Raw genomic sequence first — 17,623 nt, forward strand, 5'->3', positions numbered from 1 at the left:
GTGTTACGCGACGTAGTCCGGCTGCCGCTGCGGCTGCGCCGCGTCGAACGCCGGCTCATGCCGCGCGTGTTCATATATCGCGAGGCTGCGCGGATACGCGCTCAGGTCGCAGTCCATCCGCAGCGCGTTCGCGATCTGCGGCACGAGGCACACGTCGGCGAGCGTCGGCGCAGCGCCGAAACACCACGGGCCGGTATCCGCGCGCGCGAGCAGCCGCTCGACGCCGGCCATCCCTTCGGCGACCCAGTGCCGATACCACGCACTCTTCTGCTGCGGCGTGACGTTCAGTTCGGTATCGAGGTAGCGCAGCACGCGCAGGTTGTTGACCGGATGGATGTCGCACGCGATCAGCGCCGCGAGTTCCAGCACGCGCGCGCGGCGCTGCGGTTCGAGCGGGATGAGCCGCGGCAACGGATGAAGCTGGTCGAGGTAATCGATGATCGCGAGCGACTGGCCGAGACTGAAATCGCCGTCGACCAGCGTGGGCACCGACGCCGAGGGATTCACGCGCGCGACGTAGCCGGCATCGCGATGCTCGCCCGTGCGAATGTTCACGGGCAGCGTGTCGTACGACAGTCCTTTCAGCGCGAGTGCGATACGCACCCGATAGGATGTCGAACTGTTGAAAAAACTATGCAGTTGCACGATGGAACCTTTCGAGGAAATCGACGAGCGCGCGTCAGACCACGCGCACGGTCAGCTCGCCGAGACGCTCGACGCCGACCTTCATCTCGTCGCCCTTGACCACCGCGCCGACGCCTTCGGGCGTGCCGGTGAAGATCACGTCGCCCGGTTCGAGGCGGAAGAACTTCGACAGGTCGGCGACCGTTTCCGCGACCGACCAGATCAGGTGCGACACGTCGCTCTTCTGCTTCGTCGTACCGTTGACGGTCAGCCACAGGCCGGCCTGCTCGAAATGGCCGGCTTCGCTCGCCGGATGCACGGGCCCGATCGGCGCGGAGCGGTCGAACGCCTTGCCGATTTCCCACGGCCGCCCCATCTCGCGCATCTTCATCTGCAGGTCGCGGCGCGTCATGTCGAGACCGACCGCGTAGCCCCACACGTGCTCGAGTGCCTGCTCGAGCGGAATGTCCGAACCGCCCTTGCCGATCACCGCGACGAGCTCGGCTTCGTAGTGATAGTTCTGCGTCTGCGACGGATACGCGAGCTCGAGCGTTTCGCCGTACGCGACCGGCACGATCGAATCGGCCGGCTTGCAGAAGAAGAACGGCGGTTCGCGATCGGGATCGAAGCCCATTTCGCGTGCATGGGCGGCGTAGTTGCGGCCGACGCAGTACACGCGGCGGACGGCGAAACGGGCGTCGCTACCGGCGACGGGAAGCGCCACCGGCGCTTCGGGCGGGAAAACGTAAGTCATGAACGGCTCCAGCGTAGGCATGAATGAAGGAATGCGCGCCGCCCGGGCGGCGCACCCGACGAATCGGGAAAAGCGGGAAAGGCGCGGCGTCAGTCGCGCGCTTCGCGCAGCAGGTTCAGCGCGGACAGCACGGGTCGGTCGGAATAGCTGAACAGCACGCTGTCGGACGACGCCGACAGCCTTACCGGCGCCCACGACGGCGCGACGAAGATGTCGTGCGGCTCGAACGCGAACGCGTCGCCGCCGATGTGCGCGATGCCGCTGCCTTCCACGACGCAGTAGATCGTCGCGTCGGTGCCGCGATACGTACGGCCGTCGAAGCCGGCCGGCAGGAACTGCATGAAGGTTGCGATCGTCGGCATCGGCCAGCCGCCCGTCGCGGGGTTTACGTAGCGCAGCTTCACGCCGTCCCACGCGTCGAGTTCCCCGTTGCGGTACAGCGCGTCGAGCGCCTCGCGGGTGCGCGCATACGGATAGCTGAATACCGGCGACGTCGGATCGCTCGCGCGATGCCGCACCGGCACCATGTTGTGACCGAAGCGCGCGAAGCTGTCGCCTTCCGCGCGACTGACGGGCTGCTCGGCTTGCGGATAGTTCTCCGCGAAACCCGCGTCGAGGCTGCCGACCAGCGGGATGTCGAGACCGTCGAGCCAGACGACCGGCTCGCCGCCGTCTTCCACGGACGGATTGCCGTGGTCGTGCCAGGCCCACGACGGCGTGATGATGAAGTCGCCCGGATGCATCGTCGTACGCTCGCCGTTCACCGCAGTCCAGGCGCCCTTGCCTTCGACGATGAAGCGCAACGCCGACTGCGTATGCCGGTGGCTCGGCGCGATCTCGCCCGGCAGGATCAGCTGCAGGCCCGCGTACAGGCTCGGCGTCATGCTCGACTTGCCGGGCAGCCCCGGATTCTCCAGCACCAGCACGCGGCGCACGGCTTCTTCCGCGCTGATCACGTTGCCGGCCTGCATCACCAGGTCGCGCACCTGCGCGTACTTCCAGATCGCGGCTTGCGCGGCCGGCTGCGGCGTCTTCGGCACCAGGTTGTGCAGCGACTCCCACAGCGGCGCGAGGCGCTGCCCGGCGATCCGCGCGTAGTAGTCGGCGCGTGTGGTGTCGAGGTGTCGGCTGGTCATGATGTCTCCTTGAGGCTGCCGATCGCGGTCGGCTCGGTGTCGGGTCGAGGACCGCGTGCGGCGATCCGTTGACGAATTTATATTCGACGCAGACATATCCAGTAAAATGATTAAATCATCTAATTCATGTAATTTTGGATATACCTTCCGATACGGAGCACGCGATGGACTGGACCTACCGGCTGCGACTGCGCCACCTGCAGGTACTGCTGAGCCTCGCCAGTACGGGCAACCTGAGTCAGTCGGCGGCCGCGCTCGCGACCACGCAGCCTGCGCTGTCGAAATGGCTGAAGGAGCTGGAGGAGGATGTCGGGCTGCCGCTGTTCGAGCGGCACGCGCGCGGCTTGCGGCCGACGCCTTACGGCGATGCGCTGATCGAGCACGCGCGCCGCGTGGAGGCGCAACTCGACGTCGCGCGCGACGACATGGCCGCGCTGCGCGAAGGCGGCAGCGGCCTCGTGACGATCGGCACGTCGGGCGTCGCGGCCGCCGATACGGTGCCGCTCGCGGTGTCGCAGTTGCTGAAGCGAATGCCGCGCGCGCAGGTGCGGCTCGCCGAGAGCACCATGAACCAGCTGATGCCGCAACTCGCGCGCGGCGAACTCGACATCGTCCTGGGCCGCTCAGGGTCCGCGTCCGTCGATCCGCACCTGCACGCCGAGGCGTTGTATGTCGATCCGGTGGTGTTCGTCGCGCGGCCCGATCACCCGCTCGTCGGCGCAGGGTCTATCGACTGGGACGCGGTGCTCGCCTATTCGTGGATCGTCTGGCCGCCCGGCACGCCGGTGCACAACGCGCTGCAGGTTGCGCTGACGGCCGCCGGCCGCGTGCAGCCGCCGCACTGCGTCGAGTCGAATTCGTCGATCCTGAACCTCACGCTGCTGAACAACACCGATCTGCTCGGCGTCGCGTCGCATCGTGCCGCACGACGCTTCGAACAATTGAACGCGATCCGCATCCTGCCGATGCAGCTCGAGGGCCAGGGCGCGGTATCGATGTACTGGCATCCGGACAGCGCGAACCGCGCGGCCGTCGCGACCGCGATCGAATGCCTGCGCGCCTGTGCGGCGCCGCAGGTGGGCGGCTGGGAGAAGGTGACGGAGGACCAAGCGGCGAAGCGGCCCGCCTGAGCGGGGCCGCTTCGCCGTCGCGCGTCACGCGCCGTCGCAGGATGCCGTGTCGTCCAGCATCAGCGTGCCGACCCGCGCGGGCACGAGCGGCGTGCGCGGCACCGGCGGCGTCCAGCCGAACAGCGCCTGCGCAGCCGCGCCGCATACGCGGCCCTGGCATGCGCCCATCCCGCAGCGCGTCTGCAGCTTCGCGGCCGTCCAGCCGGGCGCCGGCGCAACCGCGTCGAAACGCACGTCCTCGCAACGGCACAGCAGCGTATCGGGCCGCGCGAGCCGGCGGATCGGCTCGCGGATCGCGAAGCGCTCGCGCACCGCGTCGGCGAACGACTGCCAGTGCGCGCGCTGCGCGACCAGCGCGGCCAGCGGCGCCGTCTGCCCGGTGGCCGCATAGCCGGCGATTTCGCCTTCGACCATCGCCAGTTCGCTGCCGCCGACGCCCGTGCACTCGCCTGCCGCGAAATACCCGTCTCGGCTCGTGCGCTGATGCGCGTCGACCGCCACCGCGCCGTTTTCGATCCGGCAACCGAGATGGCTCGGCAGCACGGTGTTCGGCACGAGACCGAAGCCGCACGCGAGTCGGTCGCAGTCGATCTCGAATTCGCGCTCGCCCTGCCGGATCCGCACGCGCTCGAGCCGCTTGTCGCCGAACGCCTCGACGACGTGCGCATTGGGCCGGTAGGCCGCCGTGACGAGCTTCGCGGCTTGCGCGACCTTCGACGGCCAGCGCCACAGCCCCGCGCCGAAACCGGCCACGTCGCCCCACTCCGCCTGTTCGAGCACGTGCGACACCTGCGCGCCGGCCTGACGGGCCGTCGCCGCGCTCGCGAGCAGCAGCGGACCGCTGCCGGCGATCACCGTGCGCTGTCCGCGCACGTCGAGACCGTACTTGATCAGCGCCTGCAGACCGCCCGCGCCGGTGACGCCCGGCAACGTCCATCCCGGGAACGGCAGCAGCAGCTCGCGCGCGCCGCAGCAAAGAATCAGCGTGCGGAATTCGAGCAGAAGCCCGCGCTCGTCGTCCTCGAGCAGCAGCGTGCCCGGCTGCGTTTCGGCGACGATGCGCGTGGCCGCGAGATGGGTCACGTTCGGCTGCCGCAGCACGGCAAGGCGTTCCGCGGCGGCCGGCACCGGCGCGGCGGCAGCCGCCTGGCGCCAGATCTGCCCGCCCGCGCGCGGGTTGTCGTCGATGATCGCGATCGTTGCGCCGCTACCCGCGGCGGCCCGTGCGGCCGACAGCCCGGCCGGGCCCGCGCCGACGATCGCGACGTCGACGCTCAGTCGTTCCTGTTTCATCGCGTGCGCTCCACCCGCATCCCGTCGCGGCACAGCGTCTGGCAAGCCAGACGGCGGCGGCCGTCGATCGTCATCCTGCACTCCTGGCAGATGCCCATCCCGCAAAACGGTGCACGCGCCGCACCCGTGCACGACACGCGCGTCGTGTCGTCGCCGCTCGCCGCGATGGCGGCCGCGACAGTCGCGCCGTCGGCCACCGTCAGCGCGCGGCCGTCCAGATGAATGATCATGTCAACCTCCGCAGGGCCGCCCTGCACGTACGGGAATCGGCCTTCGAGGGATGGGGGGACTGCGTTCCCCGAAGCGAACGAAGTGAGCGTGGGGGTCGTTTCATGTCAGCGCTCCGGCTACGGGGGACGTCGTCAGGAAACGTCCCGGCAAATATGGTTCGATGTCGATGGGCGGACGCTCGCCGGCCATCAATGCGGCGACGAGCCGCGCGCTGCCCGGCGCGGTCGTGACGCCAAGCCCTTCGTGCCCGACCGCGAGCCACACGCCCGGGCGCGCCGGGTGCTCGCCGAGCAACGGCAGGCCGTCGGGGCTCGCGGAGCGGAAGCCCGTCCACGAGCGAATGCCGTTCAGGTCGGCCAGATCCGGCAGGTAGCCGACCGCGCGGCGCAGCATGCGCGCGAGCACGGGCGGCTCGATGCGCGCGTCCTCGGTGTCGAACTGGCGCGACGAACCGATCAGCAACTGGCCGGTCGGCCGCGGCTGCACGTTGAACGCCACCGACGTGCCGTCGCTCGCATGGGCACTCGCCGCATAGCCGAGCTCCACGAGCTGGTGCGACACCTGGCCCGGATAACGGTCGGTGATCAGCAAGTGGCCCTTCTTCGGGCGCAGCGGCAGTTCGGGCAACAGCGTGCGCGCCGCGACGCCGTTCGCGACGACGACGCGTTCCGCGCGCAGCGTATCGCCGCTCGCGAGCATCACGCCCGGGCCGTCGACCGCCACCGCGCGATCGCGCCGCAACGTGATGTTCGGTGCGCGCTGCAGCAGCCAGCTCGCGGCAACCGGTGCGTACAGAATCGCGTCGCCGGGAATCTTCAGCGCGCCGCCGAGGCCCGGACGCAACATCGGCTCCAGTCCTGCGAGCGTCGCCGCGTCGATCAGATCGCCCGCCACGCCGTGCGCGGCGAGCGTCGCCTGCTTGGCGCGCGCGAGGTCCATCTCGTGGGAATCGGCTGCGAGCCAGAGCGTGCCGCAGTTGCGGTACGCGCAGCCGTCCGGCATCTCGGCGGCAAGCGCGCGCCACAGCTCGATCGAGTAATGGCTCAGCGCGAGCTCGGCCGCGTTGTCGTCCATCGCGACGAGGTGGCCCATGCCGGCGCCGGTGGCGCCGCCGCTCGCGTCGTCGACGACGAGCACGCGCAACCCGCGCTGCGCGAGTTCATGCGCGCATGCCGCGCCGACGATGCCGGCGCCGATCACGACGACGTCGGTCCTGGTCTCGCTCACGACACGATGCCCCAGCCGAACGGATCGTCTTCCTCGATCAGCAGCGTGGCTTCCGCGCTCAGGTGCGCGCTGCCGCGGATCGTCGGCACGATGCCGCCGTCGGCCTGCGTATAGCTCGCCTGGAACACGCTGCCGATCACGCTCGCCTGCCGCCACACGACGCCCGGTTCGAGCTTGCCGTCGGCCGCGAGGCACGCGAGCTTCGCGCTCGTGCCGGTGCCGCACGGCGAACGGTCGTATGCATGGCCCGGGCACAGCACGAAGCTGCGGCTGTCGTGTTCGGGATCGTCGGCGAACAGTTCGATATGGTCGATCTCGCCGCCGTTCGCGCCGGTGATGCCGCCCTGTTCGAGGCCTGCGCGCACCGCCGACGAATAGGCGGTCAGCGCGGCGACGTTGTCGCCCGCCACGCGCTGGCCGTGATCGCCGATCAGGAAGAACCAGTTGCCGCCCCACGCGATGTCGCCCTTCACCGGGCCGTAACCCGGCACGTCGACGGCGACGCCCTTCGCATGGCGATACGCGAGCACGTTGCGCACGCTGACCGACAGGTCGTCGTGCAGCGTCGCCTCGACGGTGCCGACCGGCGTTTCGATCCGGTGGACGCCCGGCTCGATGCGGCCCATGTGATGCAGCGTGCGCACGACGCCGATCGTGCCGTGCCCGCACATCCCGAGATAACCGCTGTTGTTGAAGAAGATCACGCCGGCCGCCGCTTCCGGCGACACCGGCTCGCACAGCAGCGCGCCGACCAGCACGTCGCTGCCGCGCGGCTCGAGAATGCACGCGGTGCGATAGCGATCGTGTTCGCTGGCGAGCACGTCGCGGCGCTCGGCCATCGTGCCGTTGCCGAGCGAGGGGAAACCGGACACGACGAGCCGCGTGGGTTCGCCGCCCGTGTGCGAATCGATGATCTGGATGCGCTTCATCATGAGCCGTCCGAAGTGGGGAAAGGAGCATAGCTTCCTCCGTCGCGCTTCCGTCCGCTTGTGGCTTTTCGATGAGGACGGCGACGAAATCGGCATAGTGAGGAGCGCCTTTCGCGGCCCTTCCGCGCACTATGCCGATTTCGTCATTTTGCTCCGCGATACGACTCAAGCGTGATGGGTGTTTGCACGGCGATACTGGTTGCACGTCGACGCGCCTGTCGTCGATCGATACGAAGCAGGAGATTGCAGTGAGTCGAAACGCCATCCAGCGGGCCGGAGTTTTCCCCGTCATCAGCAAAGGGGTCGCACCGGGCTCTTCCATCGCTTGCGACGCCGCGCACCGCGCCGAAAAGAACCGGGCGAACCGCTGACCGCGCCGATCGATTTCCCCCCTGGCGGCGCAGCGGCTTCCCCCGTCGCGTCGCCACTTCCGGTCCGGCATGGCCCGTTCGGGCCCGCTCGCTGCGTCACCGCCTCCGGCGGCGCATGAACGGCCCTGCGGCCCGCCCCGGTCGCACGCACCGGTCGCACGCCGGCCGGCAGGTGTGCGCCGCTGCTCCGTGAGAGCGCGGCGCAACCGCACCTGCCCCGACGCACCTGCCCCGACATTACCCAGGAGACAAACCCATGCCAGGCCAAGGCAACACATCCTCGTCCGTCCCGATTTCCGGTCCAGCGTCCGCCGACGCGGGTCACGGCAAGTTCAAGAAGCAGTTGTCGCTGACCGACCTGACGTTCATCGGTCTCGGCGCGATTTTCGGTTCGGGCTGGCTGTTCGCCGCGAGTCACGTGTCGACGATCGCCGGCCCGGCCGGCATCTTCTCGTGGCTGCTCGGCGGCTTCTCGGTGCTGCTGCTCGGCATCGTCTACTGCGAGCTCGGCGCCGCGCTGCCGCGCGCGGGCGGCGTGGTCCGCTACCCGGTGTTCTCGCACGGACCGCTGCTCGGCTACCTGATGGGCTTCATCACGCTGATCGCGTTCTCGAGTCTGATCGCGATCGAAGTGGTCGCCGCGCGCCAGTACGCGGCCGCGTGGTTTCCGAGCCTGACCAAGGCCGGCTCGAGCGATCCGACCACGCTCGGCTGGCTCCTGCAGGCCGGGCTGCTCTGCTTCTTCTTTTACCTGAACTATTCGAGCGTGAAGACGTTCGCGAAGGCGAACAACGTCATCAGCGTCTTCAAGTTCATCGTGCCGCTGTCGGTGATCGCGGTGCTGTTCACGTTCTTCAAGCCAGCCAACCTGACCGTGCACGGCTTCGCGCCGTTCGGCATGCCGGGCATCGAGATGGCCGTGTCGGCCGGCGGCATCATCTTCGCGTACCTCGGCCTCACGCCGATCGTGTCGGTCGCGAGTGAAGTGCGCAATCCGCAGCGCACGATCCCGATCGCGCTGATCCTGTCGATCCTGCTGTCGACGCTGATCTACGTGCTGCTGCAGCTCGCGTTCATCGGCAGCATTCCCACCGACATGCTCGCCGCCGGCTGGCACGACGTGAGCAAGGCATTCTCGCTGCCGTATCGCGACATCGCGCTCGCGCTCGGCGTGGGCTGGCTCGCGGTGATGGTCGTCGCCGACGCGATGATCTCGCCGAGCGGCTGCGGCAACATCTACATGAACGCGACGCCGCGCGTCGTCTACGGCTGGGCGAAGACGGGCACGTTCTTCAAGGTGTTCACGCGCGTCGACGAAGCGTCGGGCATCCCGCGCGCTGGCCTCTGGCTCACGTTCGGTCTCGCGATCTTCTGGACGATGCCGTTCCCGTCGTGGGAAGCGCTGATCAACATCGTGTCGGCCGCGCTCGTGCTGAGCTATGCGGTCGCGCCCGTGTCGGTCGCCGCGTTGCGCCGCACCGCCCCCGACCTGCCGCGGCCGTTCCGCGCGGTCGCGTTCGGCATCACCGGTCCCGCATCGTTCGTGATTGCCGCGCTGATCGTCTACTGGTCGGGCTGGGGCACGGTGTCCTGGCTGCTCGGCCTGCAGATCGTGATGTTCGTGATCTATCTCGCGTGCCGCCGCTGGGTGCCGACCGCGCACCTGAGCCTCGCCGAGCAGGTGCGCTCGTCGGCATGGCTGATCGCGTTCTACGCGGCAATGATCGTGCTGTCGTACTTCGGCGGCTTCGGCGGCACCGGCCAGCTCGCGCATCCGTACGACACGGTCGTCGTTGCGGCCGTCGCGCTCGTCATCTACTACTGGGGCGCCAACACCGGCATCCGGTCCGACAAGCTCCAGCTCGAAGACGACGAAGGCTGACGCCGCCCTTTTTTCCCTTCTCACTCCGGCCGGGCGCATCACGCCCGGCCCCGCATTTTCCGAGGAAAACCATGCAACTCACAGGTCAGCTCCTGATCGGCCAGTCGGCCATCGCCGGACAGAACGGCACCCTCCACGCGATTGCCGCCGCCACCGGCGAAACGCTCGAACCCGCGTTCGGCGGCGCGAGCCTGCAGGACCTGGAGACGGCCTGCGCGCTCGCCGACGACGCATTCGACACGTACCGCGAAACGAGCCCCGAGCAACGCGCGGCGTTTCTCGACGCGATCGGCCGCAACATCATGGCGCTCGGCGACGGCCTGATCGAGCGCTGCGTCACGGAAACGGGCCTGCCGCGCGCACGCGTCGAAGGCGAACGCGGCCGCACGGTCGGCCAGCTCGCGCTGTTCGCATCGCTCGTGCGCGACGGCGGTTACGTCGATGCGCGCATCGACCCGGCCCGCCCGGACCGCAAGCCGCTGCCGCGCGTCGACCTGCGCCTGCGCAACGTCGCGATCGGGCCGGTCGCCGTGTTCGGCGCATCGAACTTCCCGCTCGCATTCTCGGTCGCCGGCGGCGACACCGCATCGGCACTCGCGGCCGGCTGCCCGGTGATCGTCAAGGCGCACTCCGCGCATCCGGGCACGTCCGAACTCGTCGGCCGCGCGATCCAGCAAGCAGTGCGCGAATGCGGCCTGCCGGCGGGCGTGTTCTCGCTGCTGTTCGACGCGTCGCGCGAAATCGGCCAGGCGCTCGTCGCCGATCCGCGCATCAAGGCCGTCGGCTTCACCGGCTCGCGCCGTGGCGGCGTCGCGCTGATGAACATCGCGGCCGCGCGCCACGAGCCGATTCCGGTCTACGCGGAAATGAGCTCGATCAACCCGGTACTGCTGTTCCCGGCCGCGCTCGACGCGCGCCACGACGCGATCGCGCCGCAATTCGTCGCGTCGCTCGCACTCGGCGCCGGCCAGTTCTGCACGAACCCGGGCCTCGTGCTCGCGATCGACGGCCCCGCACTGCGCGCATTCGAAGCCGCGGCGGCCACCGCCGTGCAGGCGAGCGCCGCGCAGACGATGCTCACGCCGCACATCCACGCGAGCTATGCGCAAGGCGTTGCCGCGCTGCGCAATCACGCAGCCGTGGAGTCGCTGGCCGAAGGCGTCGAAGGCGGCCGCTATCAGGCGCGCGCGGCGCTGTTCGCAACGTCTGCGGATGCCTTCATTGCCCACCCCGAACTGCGTGAAGAAGTGTTCGGCCCCGCATCGCTGATCGTGCGCTGCCCGGATGCGGACACGCTGCATCGCGTGCTGAAGTCGCTCGAAGGCCAGTTGACGATCGCCGCACATCTCGCCGACGGCGATGCCGCGCTGTTCGCGACGCTGCGCCCGACGCTGGAGCGCAAGGCCGGCCGCATTCTCGTCAACGGCTTCGGCACGGGTGTCGAGGTCGGTCACGCGATGGTGCACGGCGGCCCGTTCCCGGCCACGTCCGACACGCGCACGACCTCGGTCGGCGCACGCGCGATCGAGCGTTTCCTGCGTCCGGTGTCGTACCAGGACGTGCCGGACGCCCTGCTGCCCGATGCGATCCGCGACGGCAATCCGCTGAACGTGCCGCAACGCATCGACGGCGTGCCCGCACCGCGGGAAGCACGCAATGTCTGAGCCGCTCGCCGAAGTCGTCCTGTCGCTCGATGAAGTGCACGCACTCGCGCTGCGGGTGCTGACGCACAACGGGATGTCCGATGCGCATGCGCAGGCGATCGCGAACGTGATCACGCAGGGCCAGCGCGACGAGTGCCACTCGCACGGCGTGTACCGGCTGCTCGTGTGCGTGCGCTCGCTGAGGAAGGGCAAGGTCGATCCGCAGGCGGTGCCGACGCTGCGCCGGCTGTCGTCGTCGATCGTCGCGGTCGACGCGCATCGCGGCTTCTCGCTGCTGAGCTTCGAAACCGGCCTGCCGGTGCTCGTCGAGATGGCGAAGCAGCACGGGATCGCCGCGATGGCGATCAACAATTGCTACCACTTCTCGGCGCTGTGGCCCGAAGTCGAAGCGATCGCCGCCGCAGGACTGGTCGGCATCGCGATGAACCCGAGCCATAGCTGGGTCGCGCCGGAAGGCGGCCGCGAGCCGGTGTTCGGCACGAACCCGATCGCGTTCGCATGGCCGCGCCCGGACGGCGTGCCGTTCGTGTTCGACTTCGCGACGAGCGCAATCGCGCGCGGCGACATCGAGCTGCATGCGAAGCAAGGCAAGGCGATCCCGCCGCACTGGGCGATCGACGCCGACGGCCAGCCGACCACCGATCCGAAGGCCGCGCTGCAGGGTGCGATGCGCACGTTCGGCGGTCACAAGGGTTCGGCGCTCGCGGCAATGGTCGAGCTGCTCGGCGGCGCGCTGATCGGCGACATGACGAGCCGGGAATCGATGGACTTCGACGAAGGCGTCGGCGCGACGCCGTGCCACGGCGAACTCGTGATCGCATTCGACCCGAAGGTGTTCCTCGGCGACGATCTCGACGCGGGCCTCGCGCGCGGCGAGCGGATGTTCGGGGCGATCACCGGGCAAGGCGCGCGTCTGCCGTCGCAACGGCGCTTCGACGCCCGCGCGCGCAGCGTCGCGAACGGCGTGCGGATTCCGCAGGCGCTGTACGACGAAATCCTGACGCTGCTCGACTGACGCGCGAGCGGCGGCGGCCTCCATCGCCAGCGGAACGGCGGTGCGCCCCCCGCCCCCGCTCCGTCTGGCGCCGCCTGCGCCCCGCCTGCGCGCAGCGTACCTGGCGCATTGCCCGCCGCGTGGGCGCCACTGCCCCATCGGCTGTGGGATAATCGCCGGGTTTGCCCTGGGCGCAGCTCAAGAGGTTGTTCGCACGGGCGCGCGAGAGGCCTTCATTCCCGTGCCTCCACCCTTTTCCGCGATATTTCTTCAGCCATCACAATGCCCACATACCGTTCCAAAACCTCCACCGCCGGCCGCAACATGGCAGGTGCGCGCTCGCTGTGGCGCGCCACCGGCATGAAAGACGACGATTTCTCGAAGCCGATCATCGCGGTCGTCAACTCGTTCACGCAGTTCGTGCCGGGGCACGTGCACCTGAAGGATCTCGGCCAGCTCGTCGCGCGCGAAATCGAAGCCGCGGGCGGCGTCGCGAAGGAATTCAACACGATCGCCGTCGACGACGGCATCGCGATGGGCCATGACGGCATGCTTTATTCGCTGCCGAGCCGCGACATCATCGCCGACTCGGTCGAATACATGGTGAACGCGCACTGCGCGGACGCGATGGTCTGCATCTCGAACTGCGACAAGATCACCCCGGGGATGCTGATGGCCGCGATGCGCCTGAACATCCCGGTGATCTTCGTGTCGGGCGGCCCGATGGAAGCCGGCAAGACGCGCCTCGCGAACCCGGTGACCAAGACCGTCGAACTGAAGAAGCTCGACCTCGTCGACGCGATGGTGATCGCCGCCGACCAGTCGTATTCGGATGCGGACGTCGCCGAAGTCGAACGTTCGGCCTGCCCGACCTGCGGTTCGTGCTCGGGCATGTTCACCGCGAACTCGATGAACTGCCTGACCGAAGCGCTCGGCCTGTCGCTGCCGGGCAACGGCACGGTCGTCGCGACGCATGCCGATCGCGAGCAGTTGTTCAAGCGCGCCGGCCGCCGCATCGTCGAACTCACGCGCCAGCACTACGAGCAGGACGACATGCGCGTGCTGCCGCGCTCGGTCGGCTTCAAGGCGTTCGAAAACGCGATGACGCTCGACATCGCGATGGGCGGTTCGACCAACACGATCCTGCACCTGCTGGCGATCGCGCGGGAAGCCGGCATCGACTTCACGATGAAGGACATCGATCGCCTGTCGCGCATCGTGCCGCAGCTGTGCAAGGTCGCGCCGAACACGAACAAGTACCACATCGAAGACGTGCACCGCGCCGGCGGCATCATGGCGATCCTCGGCGAGCTCGAGCGCGCCGGCAAGCTGCACACCGACGTGCCGACCGTGCACGCACCGACGCTGAAGGATGCGCTCGACCAGTGGGACATCGTCCGCACGCAGGACGAAGCGGTCCGCACGTTCTATCTCGCCGGCCCGGCCGGGATTCCGACGCAGGTCGCGTTCAGCCAGAACACGCGCTGGCCGAGCCTCGATCTCGATCGCGCCGAAGGCTGCATCCGCTCGTACGAGCATGCGTTCTCGAAGGAAGGCGGCCTCGCCGTGCTGACCGGCAACATCGCGCTCGACGGCTGCGTGGTGAAGACGGCCGGCGTCGACGAAAGCATCCACGTGTTCGAGGGCTCGGCCCACGTGACCGAGTCGCAGGACGAGGCCGTCGAGAACATCCTGAACGACAAGGTCAAGGCCGGCGACATCGTGATCGTGCGCTACGAAGGCCCCAAGGGCGGCCCCGGCATGCAGGAAATGCTGTACCCGACGAGCTACATCAAGTCGAAGGGCCTCGGCAAGGCGTGCGCGCTGCTGACGGACGGCCGCTTCTCGGGCGGCACGTCGGGCCTGTCGATCGGCCACTGCTCGCCGGAAGCCGCAGCGGGCGGCGCGATCGGCCTCGTGCGCGACGGCGACAAGATCCGCATCGACATTCCGAATCGCACGATCGACGTGCTGGTGTCGGACGAGGAACTCGCGCGCCGCCGCGAAGAGCAGAACGCGAAGGGCTGGAAGCCGGCGCAACCGCGCCCGCGCAAGGTGTCCGCGGCGCTGAAGGCCTATGCGAAGCTCGTCATGTCGGCCGACAAGGGCGCCGTGCGCGACCTGTCGCTGCTCGACGACTGATGCAAGACGGCGGGTCGTGCGAACGGCCCGCCTGCCTGATCAGGAAGCCGCCCCCCGGAGCGGCTTTTCGTCCGGCCAGGCGGGGCCGCGGCGCCGGCGGCGGCCAGTCAATGACGGAATTCGTCGCTGCCCCCGCCACCACCGCCGCCTCCACCGCCACCGTGGTTTCCGCCGCCGTTCGCCGCCTTGCGGGCGTGCATACCTGCCGCCGCCCTGGATGCCCTGCGGCACCCTCATCATCCGCGGCCCGACACTCGGCGCAGTCGGCGGCGGGCTGGCGCACGCGCATACGCCGGCACCCGGCATCGGTGCGGTGTGCGGTTCGCGCCGTTCCAGCCGCCGCGCGTGGCCGACGGCCGTGCATCATGCTGTACGGGCGGCGCACCGCCCGGTGCGTGCAGGGATCGGGCCCGGCTGCGGGTGCCCCGGTGCCGGCGGCAATTCCCCCCGGGCCGACCCGCGGCTCGGGGCGATGCTCCCAGCGGTCGCGGTCATGGAACCACGGCCGGTTCCGGTAGTAGCGATCCCAGTACGCGCCGATCGCGAACCCGGTGATCGGCACGCCGATGATCGCGCCGTACTGGAGCAGCGGCACGTAGTTGCCCTGGTACGGATAGTCGAGCTGCTCCGCGTCGATCCAGCCGCGCACGCCCGGCAGCGCGACGTCGCACCACGTGTAGTCGCTCAGGCAGCCGAACACGTCCAGCGCGGTGCCCGGCGGGATCTGCGCGACGACCGGGTAATCGGGCGCTGGCCCGGCATACAGTTCGGCCGCCGAGTTCGTGTAGGCGCTGCTTTGTGCGTCGGCGATGCCCGGTATGGCCGCGATGCCGAAGAGAACGGCGCACAGACTTCGAATGAGGGTATTGCTCATGATGCTCTCCCGCGCGGTTCCGCCGCGCGCCGGTCAGTGTCGATGGCCACCGCCCCAATGTCCGCCACCCCAGTGGCCGCCTCCCCACGGACGGCGCCAGTATCCGCCCCGGTATCCGCCGCCCCAGTGCCCCCAGAAGCCGAGGCCTATCGTGACGGGCGGGCCGTACCAGCCCGGGTAATACGCGGGATAGTAGGCCGGGTACGGCACGTAGGCCGGCGTGACATAAGCCGGGGCTTGCGCGTAGTCGTCCGCCGGCGGCGGCGCGGCAGGCACCGTCGGCACGGCAGACGCCGACGAGACAGGCGGCGCCGGGCTCGCCGGTCCAACCGGCAACTCGCGCTGCGTTACCGTGGCAGGCACGGGCGCGTAATACGGTCCATAACCATACGGCCCCGTGTAATAGCAGCCGCTCAGCGTCAGCATGGCCAGCGCCATGGCGATCGGCCTCGCGGCGGTGATAGCGTTCATACAATGCTCCGCAGGAATCCTTGCGGCGTCGCGTGGCGCGCGCCTGCCTCTAGCTTACGTCTCCTGCATATTTCCGCGGGGTATGATCGGTTACTTTTTGTTTCCCGCACCGAACGGCGGTTCCCGGCTGCCGCGAGCATGCGGCGTGCTCGCGCGTCTGCCGCGCCCGAGTTGAAGTTCGCGCAAATGCCCTCAACTTGAACCTAGCCAGGCTGGCCGGCGCGGACGGGCGTCCGCGGACACCGGCAGCCCGAAAAACCCGCGGACTTCGGCCCGCCCAGACAGGAACGCGGCTCGCGCCGCCATCGACATGACCACGCCACGCCCCACACTCCGGGCGGACACGCCCCTCGATCCGATCATCCAGTTGCTGGCCCTTGCCGGCGAGCAGGGTTATCTAACGCACGCCGACATCGTCGACGCGCTGCCGCCCGAAAGCGACAGCCCCGACGCGCTGGACGTCGTGCGCGCTGCGCTGGCGGACATCGGCATTGCCGTGCTCGACGAGCCGGCCGCGCCGGTGCCGTTCGCGGGCACAGCGCAGGCCGACGTCGATCGCGACGCGCTCGACGAGGGCCGCGCGCTGCTCGGCGATCTCGCCCGCGGCGCGAGCGCCTCGACCGATCCGCTCGCGCTCTACATGCGGCGCATCCATGCCGTGCCGCTGCTCAAGCGCGAAGACGAAATCGTACTGGCGCGCGAAATCGAAACGGGCCGCCACCAGATCCTGCATGCGCTCGCCGGTTGTCCTGCGGCGGTCGACGTGCTGCTCGCGCGCCACGGCGCAACGGCTGCAACCGGCGCGGCCGGCGACGAGGGCGATGAAGTCAAGGACGGCGACGCCGACACGCCAGCCCCCGCGCGCTACGACACGCTGCTCGACGCGGTCGCGGCCGTGCGCGGCGCACTGCACGCGCAAGGCTGCCGCTCGACCGAATACCGCGACGCGCGCAACCGGCTCACCGCGTTGCTCGATACGCTCGCATGGGTTGCACCGGCCGTCGACGACGCGAGCCGCGTCGTGCGTACGCTCGCGTCCATGCCGTCCGATGCTCCGGACACGCCCGCCGGCAGCGACGCCGCCTGCTTCGACGCAGTCGCGCGGCGGGCACTCGGCGCCGCGCTGAGCGACGGTCAGCAGAAAGTGCGCGACGGCACCCGCGCGATGCTGGAAGCGAATCTGCGGCTCGTGCTGTCGATCGCGCGCAAGTACATGAACCGCGGCGTCGAACTGCCGGACCTCGTGCAGGACGGCTGCCTGGGCCTGATGCGTGCGATCGAGAAGTTCGAATACCGGCGCGGCTTCAAGTTTTCGACCTATGCGACCTGGTGGATCCGGCAGGCGGTCGCCCGCGCGGTCGCCGACCGCTCGCGCACGATCCGAGTGCCCGTGCACGTCGGCGACCAGTACCAGCGCGTGCAGCGGCACGCATTGCGCTTCCGCCAGCGCACGGGCCGTCGCGCGACGCCGGCCGACCTCGCCGCCGAAACCGGGATGGCCGAGGACAAGCTGCGCGCCGTGCTCGCGCTGCCCGCGGAGCCGCTGTCGCTCGACACGCCGATGCCCGACACGGACACCGGCCTCGTCGACCTGGTCGAGGACCAGACTTCGGCGAGCCCGTTCGAGCGGCTGGCGAACACGCGCATGCGCGAATGCGTGACGTCGCTGCTGCGCTCCGTCACGCCGGCCGAGGCCGACGTGCTGCGCCGGCGGTTCGGTCTCGGCGGCGCCGAGCCCGACACCTACGACGCGATTGCGCAGGACGCGGGGATGTCGCGCGAACGCGTGCGGCAGATCGAGAAGCGCGCACTCGCGACGCTGCGCACGGCCGCCGAGGCCGAAGGCGCGCACGCGTTCCTCGACGCGTAACCGGCCGCGGCGCGCGGCCGCGCGTTGGTGC

Annotated in this window: 14 protein-coding genes and 1 pseudogene; 6 read left to right on the forward strand and 9 right to left on the reverse strand. The window is 69.4% G+C overall.

The features are described 5' to 3' along the window. Nucleotides 1-3: 3 nt before the first annotated feature. From maiA to gtdA, 3 genes are all read right to left on the reverse strand, one after another. Nucleotides 4-645, reverse strand: a complete 642-nt coding sequence (maiA, locus tag J7024_RS03725) for a maleylacetoacetate isomerase (protein ID WP_124826202.1) — start codon at nt 643-645, stop codon at nt 4-6. A 34-nt stretch (nt 646-679) separates the two neighbouring features. Then, nucleotides 680-1,378, reverse strand: coding sequence for a fumarylacetoacetate hydrolase family protein (locus J7024_RS03730; RefSeq protein WP_096499095.1), 699 nt, complete (start codon nt 1,376-1,378; stop codon nt 680-682). A gap of 89 nt (nt 1,379-1,467) precedes the next feature. After that, nucleotides 1,468-2,514, reverse strand: a complete 1,047-nt coding sequence (gene gtdA, locus J7024_RS03735; RefSeq protein ID WP_175750535.1) for a gentisate 1,2-dioxygenase — start codon at nt 2,512-2,514, stop codon at nt 1,468-1,470. A 164-nt stretch (nt 2,515-2,678) separates the two neighbouring features. On the opposite strand from gtdA, the gene J7024_RS03740 reads away from it, so the two are divergent. Then, nucleotides 2,679-3,644: a LysR family transcriptional regulator gene (locus J7024_RS03740; protein ID WP_124826204.1), complete on the forward strand. Its 966-nt coding sequence runs from the start codon at nt 2,679-2,681 to the stop codon at nt 3,642-3,644. Between the two features lie 24 nt (nt 3,645-3,668). Here J7024_RS03740 and J7024_RS03745 read toward each other — a convergent pair whose 3' ends face one another. The 4 genes from J7024_RS03745 to J7024_RS03760 all read right to left on the reverse strand — a co-directional run bounded on the left by J7024_RS03745 (nt 3,669) and on the right by J7024_RS03760 (nt 7,324). Beyond that, the gene (locus J7024_RS03745; RefSeq protein ID WP_124826205.1) at nt 3,669-4,937 is read right to left on the reverse strand and encodes an NAD(P)/FAD-dependent oxidoreductase; all 1,269 of its coding nucleotides are present in this window, start codon (nt 4,935-4,937) and stop codon (nt 3,669-3,671) included. Then, nucleotides 4,934-5,167, reverse strand: coding sequence for a 2Fe-2S iron-sulfur cluster-binding protein (locus tag J7024_RS03750; protein ID WP_096499103.1), 234 nt, complete (start codon nt 5,165-5,167; stop codon nt 4,934-4,936). The genes J7024_RS03745 and J7024_RS03750 overlap by 4 nt, the downstream gene beginning before the upstream one ends. 100 nt (nt 5,168-5,267) lie before the next feature. Continuing rightward, entirely contained in the window at nt 5,268-6,395 is a 1,128-nt protein-coding gene (locus J7024_RS03755) for an NAD(P)/FAD-dependent oxidoreductase (protein WP_124826206.1), read from the reverse strand. Then, nucleotides 6,392-7,324, reverse strand: coding sequence for a 4-hydroxyproline epimerase (locus J7024_RS03760; RefSeq protein ID WP_124826301.1), 933 nt, complete (start codon nt 7,322-7,324; stop codon nt 6,392-6,394). The genes J7024_RS03755 and J7024_RS03760 overlap by 4 nt, the downstream gene beginning before the upstream one ends. 627 nt (nt 7,325-7,951) lie before the next feature. Between J7024_RS03760 and J7024_RS03765 the strand changes: the two genes are divergently transcribed. The 4 genes from J7024_RS03765 to ilvD all read left to right on the forward strand — a co-directional run bounded on the left by J7024_RS03765 (nt 7,952) and on the right by ilvD (nt 14,377). Continuing rightward, nucleotides 7,952-9,577, forward strand: a complete 1,626-nt coding sequence (locus J7024_RS03765; protein WP_124826207.1) for an APC family permease — start codon at nt 7,952-7,954, stop codon at nt 9,575-9,577. 71 nt (nt 9,578-9,648) lie between these two features. Beyond that, nucleotides 9,649-11,241 carry an aldehyde dehydrogenase (NADP(+)) gene (locus J7024_RS03770; RefSeq protein ID WP_124826208.1) on the forward strand — a complete coding sequence of 531 codons (1,593 nt, stop codon included), beginning with the start codon at nt 9,649-9,651 and terminating at the stop codon, nt 11,239-11,241. Then, nucleotides 11,234-12,256: an Ldh family oxidoreductase gene (locus tag J7024_RS03775; protein WP_124826209.1), complete on the forward strand. Its 1,023-nt coding sequence runs from the start codon at nt 11,234-11,236 to the stop codon at nt 12,254-12,256. Before J7024_RS03770 ends, J7024_RS03775 begins: the two co-directional genes overlap by 8 nt. 261 nt (nt 12,257-12,517) lie before the next feature. Next, nucleotides 12,518-14,377, forward strand: coding sequence for a dihydroxy-acid dehydratase (gene ilvD / locus J7024_RS03780; RefSeq protein ID WP_124826210.1), 1,860 nt, complete (start codon nt 12,518-12,520; stop codon nt 14,375-14,377). 107 nt (nt 14,378-14,484) lie between these two features. On the opposite strand, the pseudogene J7024_RS03785 reads toward ilvD, so the two are convergent. Both J7024_RS03785 and J7024_RS03790 read right to left on the reverse strand, forming a co-directional pair. Beyond that, a pseudogene (locus J7024_RS03785) lies at nt 14,485-15,251 on the reverse strand (SH3 domain-containing protein). A gap of 33 nt (nt 15,252-15,284) precedes the next feature. Continuing rightward, complete coding sequence (locus tag J7024_RS03790) at nt 15,285-15,722, reverse strand: hypothetical protein (RefSeq protein ID WP_234744801.1); 438 nt, start codon at nt 15,720-15,722, stop codon at nt 15,285-15,287. Between the two features lie 310 nt (nt 15,723-16,032). On the opposite strand from J7024_RS03790, the gene J7024_RS03795 reads away from it, so the two are divergent. After that, nucleotides 16,033-17,592: a sigma-70 family RNA polymerase sigma factor gene (locus J7024_RS03795; RefSeq protein WP_124826213.1), complete on the forward strand. Its 1,560-nt coding sequence runs from the start codon at nt 16,033-16,035 to the stop codon at nt 17,590-17,592. Nucleotides 17,593-17,623: the final 31 nt, after the last annotated feature.

This window comes from Burkholderia sp. WTPI3 (genome assembly GCF_021483755.1).
GTDB lineage: Bacteria > Pseudomonadota > Gammaproteobacteria > Burkholderiales > Burkholderiaceae > Burkholderia.